Origin of the sequence: Dyadobacter sp. NIV53 (genome assembly GCF_019711195.1) — a bacterium.
Lineage (GTDB): Bacteria > Bacteroidota > Bacteroidia > Cytophagales > Spirosomataceae > Dyadobacter.
The window spans coordinates 2,264,578-2,284,674 of sequence record NZ_CP081299.1; the positions used below are offsets into that span (position 1 = coordinate 2,264,578).

The following is a 20,097-nucleotide window of genomic DNA, read 5'->3' on the forward strand; positions in this document are numbered from 1 at the left end:
CATTAACACTTATTTTACAACCATAATCCTGTTTGTAGTAATCCGGTTATTGATCATTTTAATTTTTACCAGGTACAATCCAGCAGGAAAGTTAGTTACAGTGATTCCGCCGGATAATGCTTTAACATTTTCTGAATCAAAATAGACCTGTCCGGCTATATTCATAACCGTAACCGACTTTACCTGTTTCCAGTCAGGAACTTTGATCTCAAAATGCCCTGAAACCGGATTAGGGTATATTTCTGTTTGAAAATCCACCCCTGGCTGGCCGGTTCCGGTGATTGGGTCGACTATAATAGTAATTTCGTCGGCTGCACTGGTGGCTCCTGCATCATCCCGGACAACCAGGCTGAAAACATAAGTACCCGCTGAAAATCCGCTTATAGTAGGTTTGGCAACAATTTTACTGCTGAACACCACATTAGAAGGCCCGCTGACCTGTTTCCATATGTACGCTTCCACAGTTCCGTCTTCATCTGTTCCTGAACCATTCAATACAAAACTATCATTCAATAATGTGATCGTCGTATCTGACCCGGCATTAGCTACCGGATCCTGATTTGGATTATTTGTCCCCTCCCCTGTCAGCCTGATTATGACCGGCGTCGAACTGCCGCTGTAAGATATATTAAGCTGAGCTACTTTTGTACCCAACCCAGCTGGTTTAAAAGTTACAGCAACATCTTTCGAAGCGCCAGCATTTAGTGTTACTGCACTTGTAAGATTGTGCGCAAATTCAGTTTTATTGGTTCCTGTAACTGTAACTGAACTTATCTGGCGGGAAGTAGTGCCGGTATTAGTCAGCGTAATGGTTTGTGCTTTGGAGGTAGTACCCGCCTGCTGACTAAAAAAATGCAGGGAAACAGGATCTGATACAATTTCTGCAACCTGGCCACTCAGTGCAATAGTAGCCGTTTCACCTGTTCCGGAGTGTTTAACAACCAGGCTTGCGTTTGCAATATCTGAAGTAGTGGGTTTAAATATAATTTTAAAATCTGCACTTCCACCCACAGGAATTACAAAAGGAAGTGCAAATGGAGCTTCGTATGTAAAAGAATTATCACCACTTTTTGTAACGGAAGAAATGATAATGGCCTGATTACCTGCCGTATTGTTTAACGTAATAGTTTTTGTATTCGTAGAAGCTGTCTTAACCTGGCCAAAATCAACACTTGCCGGAGCATCCAGCTGGCTTTGTATTAAAGCTGTACCGATTGGTGTGGTGGCATTATCAAGATAAAAAACTTCCTGGGTAGTCAGCAAAGGACTTCCTCCCTGATTTCCTGCCCCGGTTACAACATAGATCCCGTTATTATTTTCAATGGCCTGCGATCCGTGCCTACCCTGTTTCAGATCAGCCATGCTACGCCAAGTATTGGTATTTATGTTTAACGCTTCCGTCTCATTATGTGCCGCTGGCTGAGGGCTTTCTCCTCCGATAACCAGTAATTCGTTACCGAGCATAACCGAAGCAGCGCCGGCTCTTGGTGTTGGAATATTACTGGCTGTTGCCAAAGATGACCATTTTCCACTTGCAAAATCATATACATCTACCTCAGGAACAGTCAGCTTGAATACTTCATTGGTAATGCCGGATGAACGCCTTCCGCCTGCTACGTAAATTTTATCATTTGCTATGGCAGCCTGGAAATGGTCCCTTGTTCTTGGTGCATTCGCCAATGTCTTCCACGTATTTGCAGCCGGATCATACACATCGAACCAATTGACCTGTCCGGTCCAGTGGCCATCCTGGATACCACCTACTATATAAATTTTACTTTTATAAACCACTGCACCTGCCGATCCTCTGCGCCGGTCTTCAGGAATATCAGCACCTTTAGTCCATTTATCAGTGGCAGGATTATAAATGTAAATGGAAGTAACCGGCTTTTCACGCGGATATGAGCCCGTAAAAGCACCAATCACATAAACCAAACCATCCAATACAACAGCCTGAAAATGATGCAATTCTATTGGAACGTTACTTTTGTTAGTCCACGTTTTTTTGATCGGATCGTACATCTGTACGGCTTTTATCGTACGCCCGCCCATCAGATAAAATTTATCTCCTACCTGTACATACGCATTTTCCTCGCGCCCGATCGGAATTCCCGAAGCAGCCGTCAGCGTTTGCCAGTTACCCTTGGACGTTACCTGATCGTTGGTCACGTTAATAAAATCCCAGGTTGCGTTAAAAGGCGTTGCGTTGTTCGACGTGGCGATAATACCTACTGCCAAAGCAGGTTCTCCCTGTAACGCAATTAATAATGTACCGCTTAATTTGATCGAACTGCCCGCATTCGTCGGCGAAGCTCCGTCCACGGCATATTTTGGCTGAACAGTGCCGGTAGCAGGATCAACAGCCAGATATAAATCAATGGTTGACGCTGATAAACCTTCCGGTAAGTCAGATACTGATGTAACAGCAACGCCCGCATTTTCAGAAACTACCTGGATTCCTCCTTTGCCCCCATTTGCGCTCAGTACAATTTTTATATAATTATCCTGATCACCCGTTCCTATATAAATTCCCTGAGACTGATTGTCTTTGGGCGTTTTATCATTAAAAAAAGCACCTAAAATACGGCCCTGTACGGTAAAGGGACTAGTTTTTGATGACACATTGATACCAAACTGAAAAGCATTTTCCTGATTGTTCAAATTCCCCAGTGCGTCTCCTGCCGAAACCTCAACTATAGACAGAGCGCCTACTGCACCGCCGGCAATTAAATTGTCTTCATCAAAAAGATTAAGATAATCGTTGGTTTCTTTCCTGTTACTCATCAATCCTGTAAAACCCAGGCCAAAAAAGCCAGTACCAGGATTGTTATTAAACAGATCATACTTTACTGGCAAAGTAGTAGAAAGACCGTTTGTAGCATCCCATGCAAAGTAATCGATATTGTCAGCTATGCCATCATTGTCATCATCCGGATCGTTCAGGTCGGAAATTTTATCTCCGTCAAAATCAGCAGGTTTGCTGGATGCTGAGCAAGGGTTTGTTTTGTTATCAATTTCGTCTGCATTGGAATAACCATCGTTATCGTCATCCACCGTCGTACTGTTTTGGCCACTGCAGGAAACAAAATCAGTTGGTTCGAATATTGTGATTGCATTTCCGCCATAAGTGGCAGCCCAGACCGAGCCCGGAAAAATATCATTATCGCCCTGAGCGGTAACGTCAAGCGGCTGCGATCCGAAGCTGGAGGCAAACGGGGAATCTTTGATCAGCTTTTTGGAGCCTTTTTCATTTAAAACATCGTCTCCGGAATCATTAAAACTGATATTATAAATATTCCCGTTAAAGCAGGCAGCAAGAATATTACCTTTTAATCCATTGTTGAAATTAGAAGCTGTATACTCAACAATTCCATTGGTAGAAATCGGGAATGTGAGTAAAGAATTATCCTTTTCGCCCGGACTCTGGTAATCACCTTCTATGGGATTTGCCATAGTAACAGGCACCGGCGGCCAGTCTGCCGGTAATGGATTATCTCCGGTTTTGCTGGTACGAAAAGCAATAGAAGTCCCCGACCTGGTGTACAAGCCAGCACCTGCCGGATTCGCCCTGATCGGATTGGGATGGCCGGCGTAATAACTTCCTGCTTTATAACTATCCAGGTTGCCAATATAATGTAGGCCATCCAGATTGTTGACTTGCGGATCATTGATACCCGGACCACTCGATCCAGGTTCGCCCGTTACATAATTATTGGTCACTTTTCCGGTAATACCTTCATTATCAGGACCTCCACCCCATCCCTGGTTCGGGCCGTTATCAACGGTATACATACGCCTGGCTTTGCCGGGGGTTTTTGTAATAACAAGGTCATAGGCATTGCGATAACCCGTTGAGTGGATCTGTACCGGGCCATCAATGGTAATTTTGGCCTGGTTTAGCCCGTCGTTTCCTCCAAATGGGTCATTTTTATCCGAACCGTCCACATTGTTGGCGCGGGTGGGATCGTCAACTGTGGGTAGGTCATATTTGTATTTGGTATTGCCACTGCCTTTCGTTGCCATGGCTTCTATTTTTGTCAGATCAATAGATACAATCGCAGCTCCAAAGGCATACTCACAGATATAAGCAAAGTCTTTGGAAGGCGCGCCGGCATTGGTAAACCCACCAATTGTGAGATACATGATATTGGTTTGCTCATCCAGCTGCATCCCGTTCGTGGAGTGGTTTTCTTCGGAGCGCGGGAAGCCACGTACCAGGTCCGTTTTATCCCATCCGCCTGATGTTTTGGTTAGTTTCGAAAGAATCCCTGAATTCGTATCAAGATTTTTATCTCCGGAAGGGCCACCAATACGGCTGTCGCTGGAAGTAACGTACAGAATCGGGCTTGCCGCTGTACCTGTTATCAGTAAAGACGTAACCTGACGCGTTGTTACAGTGCTATTTACATCCCCGTCGTCGTCATCGTGATTAGGAATTTCATTAATTAAATTAACAATTTCGGTAGCTGTTACAGTATAGCTGCTGGCACTATCTCTTCTAATTGTATAAATGTTGATGACACCATCCTGCTGGGATACATACAAGCGTCCATCCGGTCCAAATTGCAAGGAAGTAGGATTTGTAATTTTAATACCTTTCAAACTGCTGGGGGCAAAACTGAAATTCTGGCTTTGACAAACGATCGCGTTAAGAAAGAAGAAGAACGAAAATAAACTTAAAAATAAATTTCTGTTGATGACAGAAGGAGGAGTAGAGAAAGACCTCATAACGAATTTTAAATTAATGTGTATAACTGTTGAGTAAATAAAATGCACGAAAAAAATGCAATAAGTTTTACACATAATAAAATTCCTGTAAAACTAATTGCAAATAGTCCCCATTTACCTCTAAATATACTATATTATTTCTTATAGTATCAAAACAGACAGGTTGACACCGGCTTACATTGACATATTTATGATCTGGCATTTCTATAAAATGCAGGCCTGTCCGCAGATGGTAATGATTAGCTGTTTTCTAGATTAAAGGACAATCAGAAACATGTATAATTTGCACCTGATGGTTGATTGACCTGGGTTTTTAATGTGTAAGACTTAATAAGGGAAGATGGAAACGTAATATCAGGGGAATGTAAAAACACGGCTTCCATTTTGCAGGTGACAACACGCTAATGGCGCAAATATTGTAAAGTCCTTTTTTGATTCAAAATCCATTGCTTAATCCATCTTTCCGCTTAAAATATCATCCTGATTGTGCAGTAGATTTTCAGCAGATTCTGCCACTTCGGCTTTACCAGCTTCTTTCTGTGGGAAATTGAAAAAATAGGACGTGGCTACCGGAATAACGAAAATGGCTACGGTGAAAATGGATACAAACAGATCCGTTTTTTCACTTTCAATTAATTCGGTGATTGGTGTGCCGGGATTAAAATGGGTGTAAAGTGAAGCAAAGAGCTTCGTTCCCAAAACACCTATAACGATAAAAGCGATGGCCTCAAGAAATGGAAATTTTTCCATAAGGTCGACAAAACCCTGGGCTACAAAACGCATTGCCAGAATACCGATAAAAACTCCCGTGTAGATCAGAAACATATGGTCGGTAAAGGCAACGGCAGCAAATACGTTATCTATGGAAAATGCCAGATCCATTACTTCAACCAACGCGACAGTTGACCAGAATGTACCCATCAGCCCAACCGTTGACCTGTAAATCCAGCTTTTATTTTTATCAACAGCTTCTTCTTCACCACCTGATTTACCCAGAAAATAATTAAAAGCAAGGTATAAAAGATAAAGCCCGCCAATTGGTTTGAGCCACCAGATTTTTACAAGCCAGCCTGCTAATAACAAACAAATCCCACGAAAAACATATGCACCGATAATGCCATATTTTAAAGCTTTACTACGCTCTTTTTTGGGAAGGTCCAAAACCATTGTAGCCAGTACTGCTGCATTATCAACAGAAAGTAAACTTTCTATCACAATCAGATTTAAAATAATAAGCAGTCCTGCCTGAATGTCATCGCCCAAAAGCATATGTAAAAAATCCATCTATAAATTATTGGTTTTGTGCCCTTATTGAGGTTAAAAGAACTAAAAATTAGCAAATCCTTTTCCCTTGTTACACAACGAAGTTAAGGCATGATTTCCCAAAACCCATTTAATATTACAAAATGCTGAAAAGAAGGCACGAAACGCACCATGAGGCAAGTCTGAAAAAATGAACATAATGTTCTTTATTTGACAGGTTTTAAGATTGAAAAATTGATATCAACATTAAAATAAGATAAAATTTTGAATCCGTTTTTAAACTAATACAACTAAACTAGGGGTGGGGTTTTCCTCTTTTACATTGTCAGTATATTGAAGTTGTAGTTTTTTTCCGGTTTCCTCAGCTTCTTCCAGCATTTCAAAAACCTTTCTCTCCCCTACCATCAAAAGCGCCTGGAAAAGCACACAGCTGTATTCATACTCCTCACTATCCGGCCCTTTTTCTTTACCCAGATCATTGTATTTCCCAAACAGGTCTTTGCCTTTTCCCATAATTAAAACTGAAATAATTGGTATAATAATCTTTTAATATAGAAATGAACTAATACTTATTCAAGCCAATTTGAAAAATTACAAGAATATTTACAACAAAAACTAAAAACAAATTAACTGTAAATTATACCGGCGTCATTATAAATACATTTATCATTCATTGACTATGCGTCCTTCTGCAATCACGGAATTGCCATCAAAACCAGGCCATTTGAAATAATCCTGCTTATTAGATTAACCGGTTAGTATACAATTCCAGTTCTTTTCTAATGCTGTAAATCGGTTATAAGGATCCTGAATTTAACCTTAGGCACTATTTTTTCCGCCTTTTTGATTTTCGCATTCAAATGATCTTATGAGTAAATCAAAATTCCTGAGTGAAGCACCGTTCATCCGCCTGTTATATATTGTCCTGACGCTGTCTGCTATTTTACTGATACATCCAGTAGCATTTGCGCAGATTGATACCAGTGGCATTTCGATCGATAAGGCAATACCTGATACACTGTTGTTCCGTATTGAGAAAGTACAGGCAGCCATTGCGCAGATCAATGCGGCCAATAAAAAAGGATACAACATCAGCAGGATCAAAAGTGGCCTGAAAAGCACCAAAATCAATGTTGAACAAATTAAGGCTGCTTTGCGGATCAATAATCCATTGCCGCCGACCAAGGATCTGGACAACTACCGGATCATGCTGGCCGACATTCAGAAAAATGCAGGGCAATGGCGTAAATCACTCTCGAAATCTAATTCTGACCTGCAACGGATGTCAGGCGACATTATTCAGTTTTCACGTGATTCACTGCTGAATACGGATGAAAAGGATACGACGCAAAAGACACTTTATCTTACTCAGATTTCGGATTTAAAACAAAGACTTCAGCAAAGCGGGCAGGCGACAGTAGCACATCTGGATTCTGTAAGCCGCTTGCTGGCAGATGTATCATCGTTATATTTCACTGCAACCGACCTCTACACTTCTGTTAATGATTACGTAAAAGATGCGGATCAGAATGTGCTGGGCCAGGAAGCCGGCTATCTCTGGGAAGCACCTGTTATTGACCGGTTGCAGACAATCGGAAAAATGCTACAGGTTTCTTATGTAGGGCAGGACAAAATTCTGAGATACTTTTTCAGTTCAACATGGGACAACCGGATTTTACTTTTTCTTTTAGTCGCCGGGTTTTTCACATGGATATATGTCAATTTTAAACTGATTTCCAGGAGACATCTGGCTAACAAAATGGGGCCTCTGGATTTCAAACTGATAACACCAATGCCCATTTTGTCTTGCCTGGTTGTACTATTTAACCTCACTCCTCTTTTCGAACCGCATTCACCTTCTATTTATATCGAGGTCAATCAGTTTTTACTCCTGATTACGCTCACTGTTCTTTTCAGAAAAACCCTGGACCGGGCCAAGCTCAGATTATGGGTTATGTTGCTGATTTTATATTTCGTTGTGATGTTTTTCAACATTATCGTCAACGAAAGCCTGGTTTTACGTCTTTGCCTGATACTGGTAAGTACAGCTTCAATATACTTTGGAATAAGATATCATAAAAATATTGGCGATACCGGACTTGAAGAAAAATTCACAAAACCGGTACTTTTCATACATATCGGATTGACGGTCCTTTCAATTCTCTTTAATGTTTTTGGCAGAATTAGCCTTGCCAAATCATTCAATATCACTGGGATCAGTGGCGTCGTCCAGATCATCAGCCTGGCTGCCTTTATCCAGATCATCAGCGAAGCCATGGAACTGCATATTAAAGTAAGTTCCTGCTCAGGTGGTTTGTTTTCAAAAATAAATATAAACCGGAGCCGCAATTCTTTAAAAAACGCATTGTCTCTTTTGTCTGTCTGGCTATGGCTGCTGGTATTTTTAATTAACCTAAATATTCTTGATCCGGTTTTCAATGCTGCAAATCATATTCTTGATAAAGAACGCACATTTGGAAGCCTGGCTTTTACATTAAGTAATGTATTGTTTTTCTCAGTCATTATTTATTTGGCCAATATGCTGCAAAAAAATATTGGCGTGTTTTTTGGCGAAACCGAGATTGATTTTGAAAGTAATAAAATTCAGAAAGGCTCCAAACTTGCCTTACTCAGACTGGTTATTATTGTACTGGGCTTTTTGTTTGCCATCACAGTTTCCGGTGTCCCGCTTACCAAAATAACCGTTTTACTTGGTGCGTTAGGTGTAGGGATCGGGCTTGGACTGCAAAATATCATCAACAATTTTGTTTCCGGTATTATCCTCATTTTTGAAAAGCCATTCAGTATCGGGGATTATATTGAACTCGCTGATAAAAAGGGAAAAGTGCTGGAAATTGGCATCCGTTCGAGCCAGATGTTAACATCGCAGGGTTCCAGGGTGATTATTCCGAACGGCGATCTGCTATCAGGAAGATTAGTTAATTACACACTTCATAATTCACACCTCAAAGTTGAACTCACGTTTAAGATAAGCACGGAAACTGATCTGGAAATGGTCAAAAAGTTAATTGCAGAAATTGCTGGCAAGGGTGAAAATATTGTAAAAAATGCACCGGTTCAGGTACTATTTAATGCAGTTACTACTGATAGTATTGAATTTAAAGTGCTCGTATGGCTTAACGATGTATATGCCGAAGCCACTTTCAGAAGTTATTTCCTTGAACAGATTTTACAAAAATGTAAGGAAAACGGGATTAAATTAATGTAGCTCTTCAATTTTCAATCGATCCATTTTACATATAAAACGCCGGCAACTATACAGTTCCGGCGTTTTTTCTTTTTAATAATTTCTAAAAAACAGAGATTACAAGTCTCGTGTAATTTAGTTATTTCCAGCCATCGAGGATAATTTTGTTTCGTCATCAGCTATTTTGCTTTTCAACGATTCAATATCTTTTTTCAGGTCTTCCAGGTTTTCGGCTGCTTTTCTTGCTTTTTTCGCATCGCGTTGTGCATCGCGTGCAGCTTTGCTGGCTTTACTTGCCAGTTTTTTATCCTGAGCATCATCCGTTAACTTATCTGCCACACGTCCATTATCGTTTGCCGATTTCTGAGCCTGTTCTGCCGTTTTGTCTACTTCCTGTGTTTTTTTCTCCAGCTCATTTTCCAGCTTAGCCAGTTCCAGTTTACGCTCGTTCATTTTCTTGCCAACTTCAAGATATTCTTTCTGCTGTTTAAGGCTGTTGATAGAGTCTTTGGTCACAACCTGAGCAGTTAATGACAAGGATATCAGCATGATACCTAATGTATTTAATATCCAATTCGCTTTCATATTCTTAATTATTGTTTCTAAATAAAATTTAATTTCATCTATACAGCTCAAAAAGTATACCAAGTAAAAATCCATTACAAATTTTATTGACTTTATACGAAATATTACTTTTCGGCAAACATTTCCACATAATGAAAGGTCAAAAATCAGCACGGGACAGCATAAAGCGCTGAAACGCGCAAATCAATGATACATTAAGAATAAAACTTACCCGGTTTTGTCACACAAAATTCTTTTCCGGCAATTTCCCTGACAAACTTTTGCGGTGTAGTTCCCAGATATTGATGAAAATCTTTAATTAAATGACTTTGGTCATGATAGCCAAATTCTTCAACAAGTGTATACCAGTCAATTTCTTTGATTTCCAGCTGCATAATCGTACTGATTACCTGTTTAAAACGAATAAAACGCATGAGCTCCTTTGGTGAATAACCCAGTTCCTTCTTAAATCTCAGCTGAATTGTTCTCTCCGACACCTCCTCATTCATAGCTATCGCTCTAACCGGCTGAATTGCAGTATTATCAAAATACGAAACTTTTGTAATCAGGGAATTTAAATCATCATTTTCAGGATTGGTTAATGACAATGCGAAATCCTGCAATAAACGGATCCTTTCGTGCAGTAACGGCAAGTTTTTGAGTGTTTTCCATAAAGTATTAAAAATATTCGTTTGAAAAAACACATCCGGATCAATGATATTTCCGCCGTTCAAATGGTTCATGGGCAACTGGAAAAGCCGGTAAAATCCATCTGCCTGAAAGACAACGGCGATGATATCTGTTTTGGCCGAAACTTCATAATTTAACATTTTCCGTAATGGCCCGACTAATGAAACATGATTGATTTTTAATTCATTAAACGAATCATCAGCAAATGAAGCTCTGGCCGGATCACCAAAATTGAAAACCAGCATCATTTCCAGATTTGGAGATAAATGTTGTGTTATGGTTTTAAAATCAGGTGAAGTCTTAATACAATAGAAATGACGAATGACCCCGATAAGCTCGCCTGTTGCATCAATATGTTCCCCAATTGCTTCCATTTCAAATGTTTTTTTCAAATCAGAATATTAAAATTCCGGTCTTGCTTTCGTTTTCTTACAATTCCGGCAGCATACCATACGCTAAGTTTGCCCTAGAAATCAAATGATTAACATAAAAATCTAAAAAATGTCACCATCACCTAAAATTCTCATAACCGGTGCAACCGGAAATATTGGCACCGAACTGACCAAATACTTGTCGGAAAAAGGAATTGCTTTTCGCGCCATGGTTAGATCCGTAGAGAAGGCAAAGGACTTGGCCACAGTTCCGGGAGCAGAGCTTTTTGAAGGAGATTTCAATAATCCTGAAACAATAGAACGCGCATTGAACGGGATAGAAAGAGCTTTTTTGCTAACCAATTCTTCGGAGGAAGCAGAACAACAGCAAGCCAGATTTGTAGAATCGGCAAATCGTGCCGGAGTTAAACATATTGTAAAACTTTCACAATGGGCTGCGGATGCCAACTCTCCTGTTCGTTTTCTGCGTTATCATGCAGTTGTAGAAAACCTGATCAAAAATTCGGGAATGGCTTACACTTTCCTTCGCCCCAATTTATTTATGCAGGGGTTGCAGGGATTCAGGGATACGATTATCAAACAGAATCAATTTTTTGGTGCAATCGGAGATGCTAGAATCAGTATGATAGATATCCGCGATATTGCTGCCGTTGCCGGAGAAGTATTAACCGGTTCAGGCCATGAACAAAAAATCTATAACCTGACCGGCCCTGAATCACTCACACATACAGAGATCGCCGAAAAGTTATCAAACGCTGTCGGACGTAAAATTCAGTTTGTAGACATTTCACCTGACACATTGAAAAATGTCCTTTTAAGTGTAGGCTTTCCGGAATGGCAGGCAGAGGGTTTGGTCGAAGATTACGCACATTATAAACTTGGTGAGGCTTCCGAGGTACAATCGGGTGTGAAGGATGCTACCAGTTTTGAACCGCGAAGTTTTGATTGGTTTGCTATGGACTACGCAGGATTTTTTAGTTAAGTATACATAACTCCGCCTGGCAAGTATATATTCAAAATGTTCCTAACCGTTTGAATCATTGGACCAGTTTGTAGCCTCAAACGAGAAACAGAAATGGTATCAGAGATGATTAAGAATGCACGCCTAAGTTCATCAGGAAGAAAATTGCTTACCTCGCAACAAAAGGCTTACTTAGTGGAAGAATGGGATTTATCTGGCTTGTCTTGTCCCGAGTTTTGTCGTCGACACGGTCTAATATCAAGCCAGCTATATAAATGGCGTAAGGATGCAAAATCAGGAGCAGTTATGAGTATAAAAAATGATGGCCAGCTACACTCTAAAACGGAGTTAGAGGTCTTGCGAAGAGAAAATGATGAACTTAAGAGGGCTCTGGGAGAGGCCACACTTGATATTAAGGTTCTAAAAAAAAGCTGGAGATGGATCAACTACGAAACCGGCAGTTGAATCGCTATCCAGGGAATTCGGATTAAGTATCAACCGAATCATCAAAATATTGGGAGTTGCCAAATCTAGCATCTATTACCAAGCCAGGCCTTATCCCAAGAGAAAGAAAATTGTAAAAAAATACCTGTCAGATGCGGCTAAGGCTAATATTCGATCAATATCAAGCATGAAGTCAACCTATGGAACACCTCGTGTGCGAGCTATTTTACAAAGGGATTATGGTGTTACATTATCCAAATATATGGTTCACCGCTTTATGAAAGAGGAAGGTTTACTATTAAAACGATTTCGAACCAGAGGAAATAGTAGGATTCATACTGGAAAAATAGCCGTTGTTAAATCCAATACAAGATGGGCTAGCGACATAACGTCTATTAAGTGTTGGAATGGTCAAAAACTTCGACTGGCCTTTGTGATCGACTGTTGTGACAGATCAATTATTAGCTGGAAAGCAGGCACGCATATTCAAGGATGTGATATCGAATTATTAGTACAGAATGCCCTATTTGAAAGATTCGGTGAAAGTTTACCGCCAAAAGGGCAGCTTCAACTACTACATGATAACGGACCTGAATACATAGAGAAAAATCTAAGAAAAAGTCTTAAACAATGGAATATTGAAGATTGTAATACACCGACATATTCACCACAATCAAATGGCATGTGTGAGGCACTGAATGGCACTTTTAAAAGAGATTACGTCTTTGAAAATTGTCTCGATAATCCAACAGTTGTGATGTCACAAATACAAAAATGGGTAGATGAATATAATAATTTTGCTCCTCATTCAGCTTTAAAAATGAAAACACCAAAAGAATATTTTAACTTTCAAATCGCTGCGTAACTAGTCCAGTTTTTAAGCGGAAAGAGCAAAAAGATCATCCATGCAAAACTGTAATTGGATATGGTCAACATTGTCCGGTATTGTCCTTTTCTTTAATCAAAAAAATCCTGTGACTAATAAACTCTATTGAAAATGAAAGCTTTTCAGGTTGTGGTTGAGGACATACATTGCGCCTTTTGAAATTTCAGAAAACCCATAGATAATATAAAAAAATCAGAAAAAAGAAAATTAAAATTAAATTATACCATTTCATAAATCGAAATTATATTTTCATTATTGAAATAATATTTCATTATTTTTGTTTTTCATTAACAAATTAAATTGTGGTAATTATCTCTAAGAGAACCATCAATCAGTACATCGAGTTAGAGCCCAGAGTATCTGATGCCTTGTTAAATTGGTACAGACAAGCTAAAGCAGCTAACTGGAATAAATTTCAGGAGGTCAAGAAAACATTTAATTCTGCTGATGCCGTTGGCAACAACAGGTATGTTTTTAACATAAAGGGTAATGATTACAGATTGATAACAATAATTCATTTTGACATTCGGACAATTTATATTGTATTTGTCGGAACACACGCAGAATATGATAAAGTTGATGCATCATTAGTTAAATACAAGAACTAAATATGAAAAATGAAAAAATATTGATTCAAAAGGAAGGAGATTATAATGATGCAATGAATGAAATTCTTTCTCTGATGAACAAAGGGGAAGGAAATCTTTCGCAGGAAGAGGTACGAAAACTTGGTCAGATGGCTTTGGCAGCCGAAGAATATGAAGATAGACATTACCCGCTCCCTATGCCCAAAACCATATCCGAAATGGTTGAGCTGAAACGTTTTCAAATGAAGCTTACCCAGGCTGCCCTGGCGGAAATGCTTGGATTAGGCAAGCCTAAACTTTCGCAGATTCTGAATGGAAAACGTGAGCCGGACGTGCCATTTTTGAAAGCCGTGTACAAAAAACTGGGCATTGATCCTGGTTTTTTACTTGATAATGCCTGATTACTTGTGTGTAAAAAAATGCCTGTCAAAATTAAATTCTGACAGGCATTTCTGTATTTCTTTTGAGATAACCAATTGGTTTTACCACTGATTTAATGGTTTTAATCCTCAGCTGGAATAATCCGTTAAATGGTGGTCGTTAGAAGAATGTAGCTGATATGAGCGCCATACATCGGTAATTTTTCCAGCAATAATGAATGGAAGCGACACCACAGTCGAAACAAGAATGGCTATAAACAAGACGATTGCAAGCCAGAATTTTCCGAAAATATATATGATATTTGGTAAGTACTTCATGATATATGATTTAAATTCAAAATATTATTGATACAATTCTAAACCTAAGTACAACAATTATACCAGGCAAGAATTTCCTATTATTTATATGTAATGTTTTAGAAGAAAAATAAATAACGAACAAAAAAATATTTTATTTTTAGCCTTTATCTAAAAGTGTTACAGCACATTATAACCACCTATCATTTTTAATGAGTAAATTTTTTAGCGTTTTACTGAGATCTCTCATGGGAGTTGTTCTCGCTGTTGCAGCCGTTATTAGCGGCATCATAGTATTTCCCTTTCTCCTGATCATATGGATATTCAAACTTGTAAAATATATTATAAATAAATTGAGCTGATTTCATCTGAAAGCTGATAAAGTATATCCAATATTTAATTCCCTGACTCCATATATGAAACGAAGAAAATTTATCCAAACTACCTCTGTGGCAAGTTTATCAGCTATGGTACTGCCGTTTTTACAATGTAAAAATGATGTTAAAAAAGGGGAATCAAAGGATTTTCAGCTTTCAGAAATAACAATTGAAGAATTACAAAATAAGATGAAAAGCGGTGAATACAGCGCGCGTTCAATTACTCAGGCTTACCTCGACCGCATTAGTGAAATTGATAAAGCCGGACCAAAACTGAATGCTGTAATTGAGCTGAATCCCGACGCACTTACAATAGCCGATACATTGGATGAAGAAAGAAAAAATGGGAAAGTAAGAGGAAAAATGCACGGAATTCCGGTTTTGATCAAGGATAATATTGATACCGCCGATAAAATGCAAACTACGGCCGGATCCATTGCGTTAGAAGGAAATATTGCCAAATCAGATGCTTTTATTGTAGAACAATTACGCAAAGCGGGAGCTATTATACTGGGAAAGACCAATTTAAGTGAGTGGGCTAATTTCAGGTCCGACCGCTCGTCGAGTGGATGGAGCAGTCGTGGCGGGCAAACCAAAAATCCATATATTCTTGATCGTTCGCCATGTGGTTCCAGTTCAGGATCAGGCGTGGCTGTTGCGGCGAATTTATGTGCTGTCTCTATTGGTACGGAAACGAATGGCTCTATTGCATGCCCGGCTTCCATGAATGGGATCGTAGGAATAAAACCAACTGTTGGTTTGTTAAGCCGTTCGGGAATTATACCGATTTCGAAAACACAGGATACGGCAGGGCCGCTTACACGTTCCGTTTCAGATGCTGCTATATTATTAGGAATATTGGCAGCTGTTGATCCAAAAGACGAGGTTACGGAAGATAGCAAGGGCAAAGCGCAAACAGATTACACAAAATATCTTGATAAAAACGGATTGAAAGGCAAAAGGATCGGTGTAGAAAAATCTTTCCTGAAAAAGCATGAAGGAATTGACAATCTGCTACATACCGCATTGGAACAGATGAAAAGCCTGGGCGCGGAAATTATAGAAGTGGAATACATGCAGGTTAATGATACCGACGGTGCTGAAACGACTGTTCTTGAATTTGAATTTAAAGATGGGATTAATAAGTATTTATCCGCTTCCAATGTCAAATCAAAATCACTAAAAGACCTCATAACTTTCAATAAAACCCACGAAGCCAAAGCCATGCCCGATTTCAAACAGGAAACCTTTGAAAGTTCCGAAGCAAGAGGTGATTTGTCGGACAAGGATTATCTGGCCGCCCTGAGTAAAATAGTAAATACCAGAAAGGTGATTGATACTGAATTGCAAGTAAATAAGCTGGATGCCTTATGCGGGCCTGCGACCGGGCCATCTTGGTGTATTGATCCGGTAAATGGTGATTTCTGGACTGGTTACGGCGCTTATGGCCCTGCTGCACTTGCCGGATACCCTTCGGTTACGGTGCCCATGGGAAATGTAAAAGAATTGCCCATCGGGATTTCTTTTTTAGGAAAAGCCTATGATGAACCAGGGCTGATTAGTATTGCATATGCTTATGAGCAAGTTTCCAAAAACAGAGTAGTTCCAAAATTCATTGAAACTGCTATGAAATCTTAGCTATTCTTTTGATTGTTTACCCGAAAACATCCTAAACAATGATATTCAAAATCATCAATTCGGTTCTGATACTTATAGAGGTATATATGGGCATAAAACAAGGGTGGGCGATGTTCAATGGAAAACCTGCCCTGCTTGAAATGTTCGGAAAATGGGGATTCGGCAGATCAGGTGTCATGATCAACGGAGCCGTAACAATTATCAGCGCTTTGCTGATCTTATATCCCAAAACTTTTCTTTGGGGTAACTTTCTGATGGCCTCTCTAATTCTGCTTATCATTTGCTTTCAACTTTTAATTAAAGACCTGAAAGGTGCAGCAATTGAAATCCCTTTTTTAATCCTGAATCTTGTTATTATTTATTTGCAGCATCCACTGGCAAAACCAAACTGATAGGAAGGCGCTTGCAATTTTCATGTAATCAGAACTCATTTAGCTTAAACATAGTAATGTTTTAAGTAAAACTTCTTTTCCAGTTTTAAGTAACCATCAGCTTCTATGGAAAGAAGAGCATTCATTGAATTGAGCAGTAAATCGATATGTGCTATTACAGTTTTGCCATTTACAGGTTTTTCCTTAGTAAAGAACCGTGATGAAAAAATGCCACTGTGGTTATTGGATCTGGTGATCAATAATGACAAGGGTGTTGAATCTTTGCTTACTTATCAGGTTAAGGATCAAAAAAGTGCTGATTTTGGTGGCCTCAAAGACGAATTTGACATTTTAAATCCGCACAGTACAGCGGCATTAATACAATGGGGAGCCTGCGCTGTATTTTCTTCAAATTCAAAGTATTATCAATCCGATTTCCTTTTAAACCAGATCTTTTTTGCAATTCAATATCTTCTGAAAATTCAGCATAAAGATGGGACGATTGACTTATTATCGACCAATTTCCACTCTACACCAGACACGGGATTTATTGTAAAACGGCTTGCCATCTCCTATTCATTGTTTGAACGGTCAAATGCAGCTGGTGCTGAAAAAGTATTAGTTCCATTAAAAAAGTTTCTGGTCAACGGTGGTGAAGCTTTGATTGTTGGTGGAATTCATACGCCAAATCATCGCTGGGTTGTATGTGCTGCATTGACAAAACTCAATGAACTCTGGCCGGACACGCGTTATATCGACAGAATTAACGAGTGGCTTGGTGAGCATATTGACATAGATGCTGACGGACAGTATAATGAAAAAAGCACTTACACTTATTCATCTCTTACTGACCGGCTTCTGATCACAATTGCAGCCGGACTGAACAAACCGGAATTGCTGGAAAATGTACGAAAGAACCTGAATATGACACTTTACTATGTTCATCCTAACGGAGAAATAGTTACCGATGCGTCGGGCAGACAGGATAGGGCAACAGTTGGAACTTTGGAAAACTATTATTATCCATATCGATACCTGGCCTTGATGGATAAAAATACAACTTATTCAGCCATGTGTAAGATGATCGAAGAAACTGCGGGGCCGAAAATTGGCGGGTTTCTGGATTATCTTCTGGCTGATTCCACACTTTGGAATACACTGCCACCGGTTACAGCATTACCGCTCAATTATGTCAAAGCTTTCCCAAATTCTGGTCTGGTCAGGATCAGGAGAAACCGTTGGGATTGTACACTTATTGCAAAAAATGCGGTCTGGTTTACTTTTATGAAAGGAAATGCGGTATTACAGGGAATACGTTTTGCATCTTCATTTTTTGGAAAAGGCCAGTTCCAGTCTGAAAATATTGTACAAAATGGAAACACATGGGAACTGATACAAACTTTGGAAGGCCCATATTATCAGCCCTACCCGAAAGATTCTATTGCCGAAGACGGCGACTGGGAGAAAATGCCAAGAATAAACCGGCTGCAAAGTGAAGTACAAAAGCTTGAAACCAAAGTACAAATTTGGGAAACAAAGCAGGGATTAGAATTGGAAATCAGTACGTCTGGAACCGAACATGTGCCGGTTGCCCTGGAACTGATTTTTCGTTCGGGTGGTGAGGTGAAAGGTGTTAATAAAATTGCAGGCAGTAAAGATTCCTGGTTACTGAAAGAGGCAATGGGAAGTTATAGTTTTAAAGAAGATACTATTACCTTCGGGCCAGGTTTGGCATTACATAAAAATGTTACGCTGCGTGGCGCATTGCCTTCAATGGATGCCCCCTCAGTTTTCCTGACCGGGTTTACCCCATTCCGCCATGTGCTGCGAATTGGTTGATTGGTGGGTTACATAAAAGTTACACAGAGAACCAAGGAGAAAAGAGAGCGGAAGCCGCGTGGAGCCACAGAGAAAATAATAACTCTGTGGCTCTCTTTTCTTTTCTCTGTGGTTCCCTGTGTAACCTATACTTATGCCAACAGCGATTCCAGTGCCTTTACTACTTTATCCATATCAGCCAAAGTATTATAAATGTGAGGCGACATACGAATTCCACCTGTTGGAGCTGCGGCAATTCCATGCACTTCATATAATTTTTGAGCAACTTCTGCTGGTTTTTTGCCAGGTAAACTGATAATTGTTACACCTCCGCTCAATTCCGGAGAAAGCGGTGTGATAAATGTGATCTGAGGAAGTTTGGTTTTGATCTGTTCTTTTAAATACGTGTTCAGCTGTACCACGCGGTTTTCAATATTCTTTTTACCAATAGTCTGATGGAATTTCACCGTTTCGGCAAGTCCGGAAACCGTTGCTTCGTTACGCTGGCCAAGCATACAATATTTTTCATCCACAGTCTGGCCGCCTTCCTTCCATCCGGCACTGATAATATTAGGCCATAATTGATCTGAACTCTGTTTTTTTACATACAAAATTCCATTTTCAAGTGGCCCCATCAACCATTTATGTGTGCTTCCTGTATAAAAATCACAACCCATATCTTTCAGATCCAATGCAACCATTCCAAGCGACTGGGCACCGTCAACCAATGTCAGTATATTTTTCTGTCCTGCGAGTTCGCAAATTAATCTGGCTGGTAATGCTATTCCGCTGGTATTGGAAATATGAGAGAAACCGATCAGTTTCGTCTGCGGAGTAATCGCATCCCTGAATGGTTTGAGCAGGTCTTCAACCGATTTTGGAGCAACCGGTACACTCACTTTTTTAACCGTAAATCCATATCTTTTCGCACGGTTCTCCCAGGCAGTACTATTGGAAGGATGGTTTTGATCCCACAATATAATTTCATCACCCGCTTTCAGATCTAGGCCATTTACAATGATATTATTGCTTTCTGACGTGTTCCGGGTAATCCCAATCTCATCGTTTGCCACACCCGTAAATTGAGCCAAAGCTTCTACTGCCTTCTTCCGTTTGTCCGTAAACTGGCTTCTGTACTGAAACGATACGTCTTTTTCCAAACCATTAATAAAACCCTGTACTTCACCGCTCACCGAAACGGGAGGCGGACAAAGATTCGCGGCATTAAGCATGATCAGGTTGGATGGTACAGAAAATTGTTTTTTGATCTGCTCCCAGTATTTTTCATCCGGTAAAATATTTGCTGCCGGTACCGGCATTGGATCCGGCGTTTTTGAATTTGCAAGAACCGGAACTGACAGAGCAGCCAATGATCCGGCACCAAGTTTTTTCAGGAAATCTCTTCTTTCTTTTTGAACTGTAATTTTGTGATTCATAGAATAAGTTATAGGAGTCTGTAAGAATAAGCTTCATAATATACTAAAAATATCTAA

The 20,097-nt window shown here is 39.8% G+C and carries 16 protein-coding genes; 9 read left to right on the forward strand and 7 right to left on the reverse strand.

Going from position 1 to position 20,097, the window contains the following annotated elements; genetic code table 11:
• Positions 1–9: 9 nt before the first annotated feature.
• The 3 genes from KZC02_RS09095 to KZC02_RS09105 form a co-directional block, all read right to left on the reverse strand.
• Positions 10–4,728: a kelch repeat-containing protein gene (locus KZC02_RS09095; RefSeq protein ID WP_221393819.1), complete on the reverse strand. Its 4,719-nt coding sequence runs from the start codon at positions 4,726–4,728 to the stop codon at positions 10–12.
• A 450-nt stretch (positions 4,729–5,178) separates the two neighbouring features.
• A complete protein-coding gene (locus tag KZC02_RS09100) occupies positions 5,179–6,012 on the reverse strand; it encodes a TerC family protein (RefSeq protein WP_221393820.1) in 834 nt (277 codons plus the stop codon).
• Positions 6,013–6,267: 255 nt separating this feature from the next.
• Positions 6,268–6,504, reverse strand: a complete 237-nt coding sequence (locus tag KZC02_RS09105) for a hypothetical protein (protein ID WP_221393821.1) — start codon at positions 6,502–6,504, stop codon at positions 6,268–6,270.
• A 355-nt stretch (positions 6,505–6,859) separates the two neighbouring features.
• Between KZC02_RS09105 and KZC02_RS09110 the strand changes: the two genes are divergently transcribed.
• Positions 6,860–9,220 (forward strand): mechanosensitive ion channel family protein, encoded by a 2,361-nt coding sequence (locus tag KZC02_RS09110; protein ID WP_221393822.1) that lies wholly within the window; start codon positions 6,860–6,862, stop codon positions 9,218–9,220.
• A 114-nt stretch (positions 9,221–9,334) separates the two neighbouring features.
• Here the strand turns inward: KZC02_RS09110 and KZC02_RS09115 are convergent, their stop codons facing one another.
• Both KZC02_RS09115 and KZC02_RS09120 read right to left on the reverse strand, forming a co-directional pair.
• Positions 9,335–9,784, reverse strand: coding sequence for a hypothetical protein (locus KZC02_RS09115; protein ID WP_221393823.1), 450 nt, complete (start codon positions 9,782–9,784; stop codon positions 9,335–9,337).
• Positions 9,785–9,978: 194 nt separating this feature from the next.
• Positions 9,979–10,845: a helix-turn-helix domain-containing protein gene (locus tag KZC02_RS09120; protein ID WP_221393824.1), complete on the reverse strand. Its 867-nt coding sequence runs from the start codon at positions 10,843–10,845 to the stop codon at positions 9,979–9,981.
• A gap of 109 nt (positions 10,846–10,954) precedes the next feature.
• Here KZC02_RS09120 and KZC02_RS09125 point away from each other — a divergent pair, with 109 nt between their 5' ends.
• From KZC02_RS09125 to KZC02_RS09145, 5 genes are all read left to right on the forward strand, one after another.
• Positions 10,955–11,827: an SDR family oxidoreductase gene (locus tag KZC02_RS09125; protein ID WP_221393825.1), complete on the forward strand. Its 873-nt coding sequence runs from the start codon at positions 10,955–10,957 to the stop codon at positions 11,825–11,827.
• A gap of 93 nt (positions 11,828–11,920) precedes the next feature.
• Positions 11,921–12,271, forward strand: coding sequence for an IS66 family insertion sequence element accessory protein TnpA (gene tnpA, locus KZC02_RS09130; RefSeq protein WP_221393611.1), 351 nt, complete (start codon positions 11,921–11,923; stop codon positions 12,269–12,271).
• 49 nt (positions 12,272–12,320) lie between these two features.
• Positions 12,321–13,115 carry an IS3 family transposase gene (locus KZC02_RS09135; protein ID WP_221393610.1) on the forward strand — a complete coding sequence of 265 codons (795 nt, stop codon included), beginning with the start codon at positions 12,321–12,323 and terminating at the stop codon, positions 13,113–13,115.
• Between the two features lie 323 nt (positions 13,116–13,438).
• Entirely contained in the window at positions 13,439–13,744 is a 306-nt protein-coding gene (locus KZC02_RS09140; RefSeq protein ID WP_221393826.1) for a type II toxin-antitoxin system HigB family toxin, read from the forward strand.
• Between the two features lie 2 nt (positions 13,745–13,746).
• A complete protein-coding gene (locus KZC02_RS09145; RefSeq protein ID WP_221393827.1) occupies positions 13,747–14,124 on the forward strand; it encodes a type II toxin-antitoxin system HigA family antitoxin in 378 nt (125 codons plus the stop codon).
• A 108-nt stretch (positions 14,125–14,232) separates the two neighbouring features.
• Here KZC02_RS09145 and KZC02_RS09150 read toward each other — a convergent pair whose 3' ends face one another.
• Entirely contained in the window at positions 14,233–14,421 is a 189-nt protein-coding gene (locus KZC02_RS09150; RefSeq protein ID WP_221393828.1) for a hypothetical protein, read from the reverse strand.
• Positions 14,422–14,816: 395 nt separating this feature from the next.
• Between KZC02_RS09150 and KZC02_RS09155 the strand changes: the two genes are divergently transcribed.
• The 3 genes from KZC02_RS09155 to KZC02_RS09165 all read left to right on the forward strand — a co-directional run bounded on the left by KZC02_RS09155 (position 14,817) and on the right by KZC02_RS09165 (position 18,625).
• A complete protein-coding gene (locus KZC02_RS09155) occupies positions 14,817–16,415 on the forward strand; it encodes an amidase (protein ID WP_221393829.1) in 1,599 nt (532 codons plus the stop codon).
• 38 nt (positions 16,416–16,453) lie between these two features.
• A complete protein-coding gene (locus tag KZC02_RS09160) occupies positions 16,454–16,807 on the forward strand; it encodes a hypothetical protein (RefSeq protein WP_221393830.1) in 354 nt (117 codons plus the stop codon).
• A gap of 105 nt (positions 16,808–16,912) precedes the next feature.
• A complete protein-coding gene (locus KZC02_RS09165; protein ID WP_221393831.1) occupies positions 16,913–18,625 on the forward strand; it encodes a hypothetical protein in 1,713 nt (570 codons plus the stop codon).
• A gap of 131 nt (positions 18,626–18,756) precedes the next feature.
• Here the strand turns inward: KZC02_RS09165 and KZC02_RS09170 are convergent, their stop codons facing one another.
• A complete protein-coding gene (locus KZC02_RS09170; RefSeq protein WP_221393832.1) occupies positions 18,757–20,040 on the reverse strand; it encodes an aminotransferase class V-fold PLP-dependent enzyme in 1,284 nt (427 codons plus the stop codon).
• Positions 20,041–20,097 lie beyond the last annotated feature (57 nt).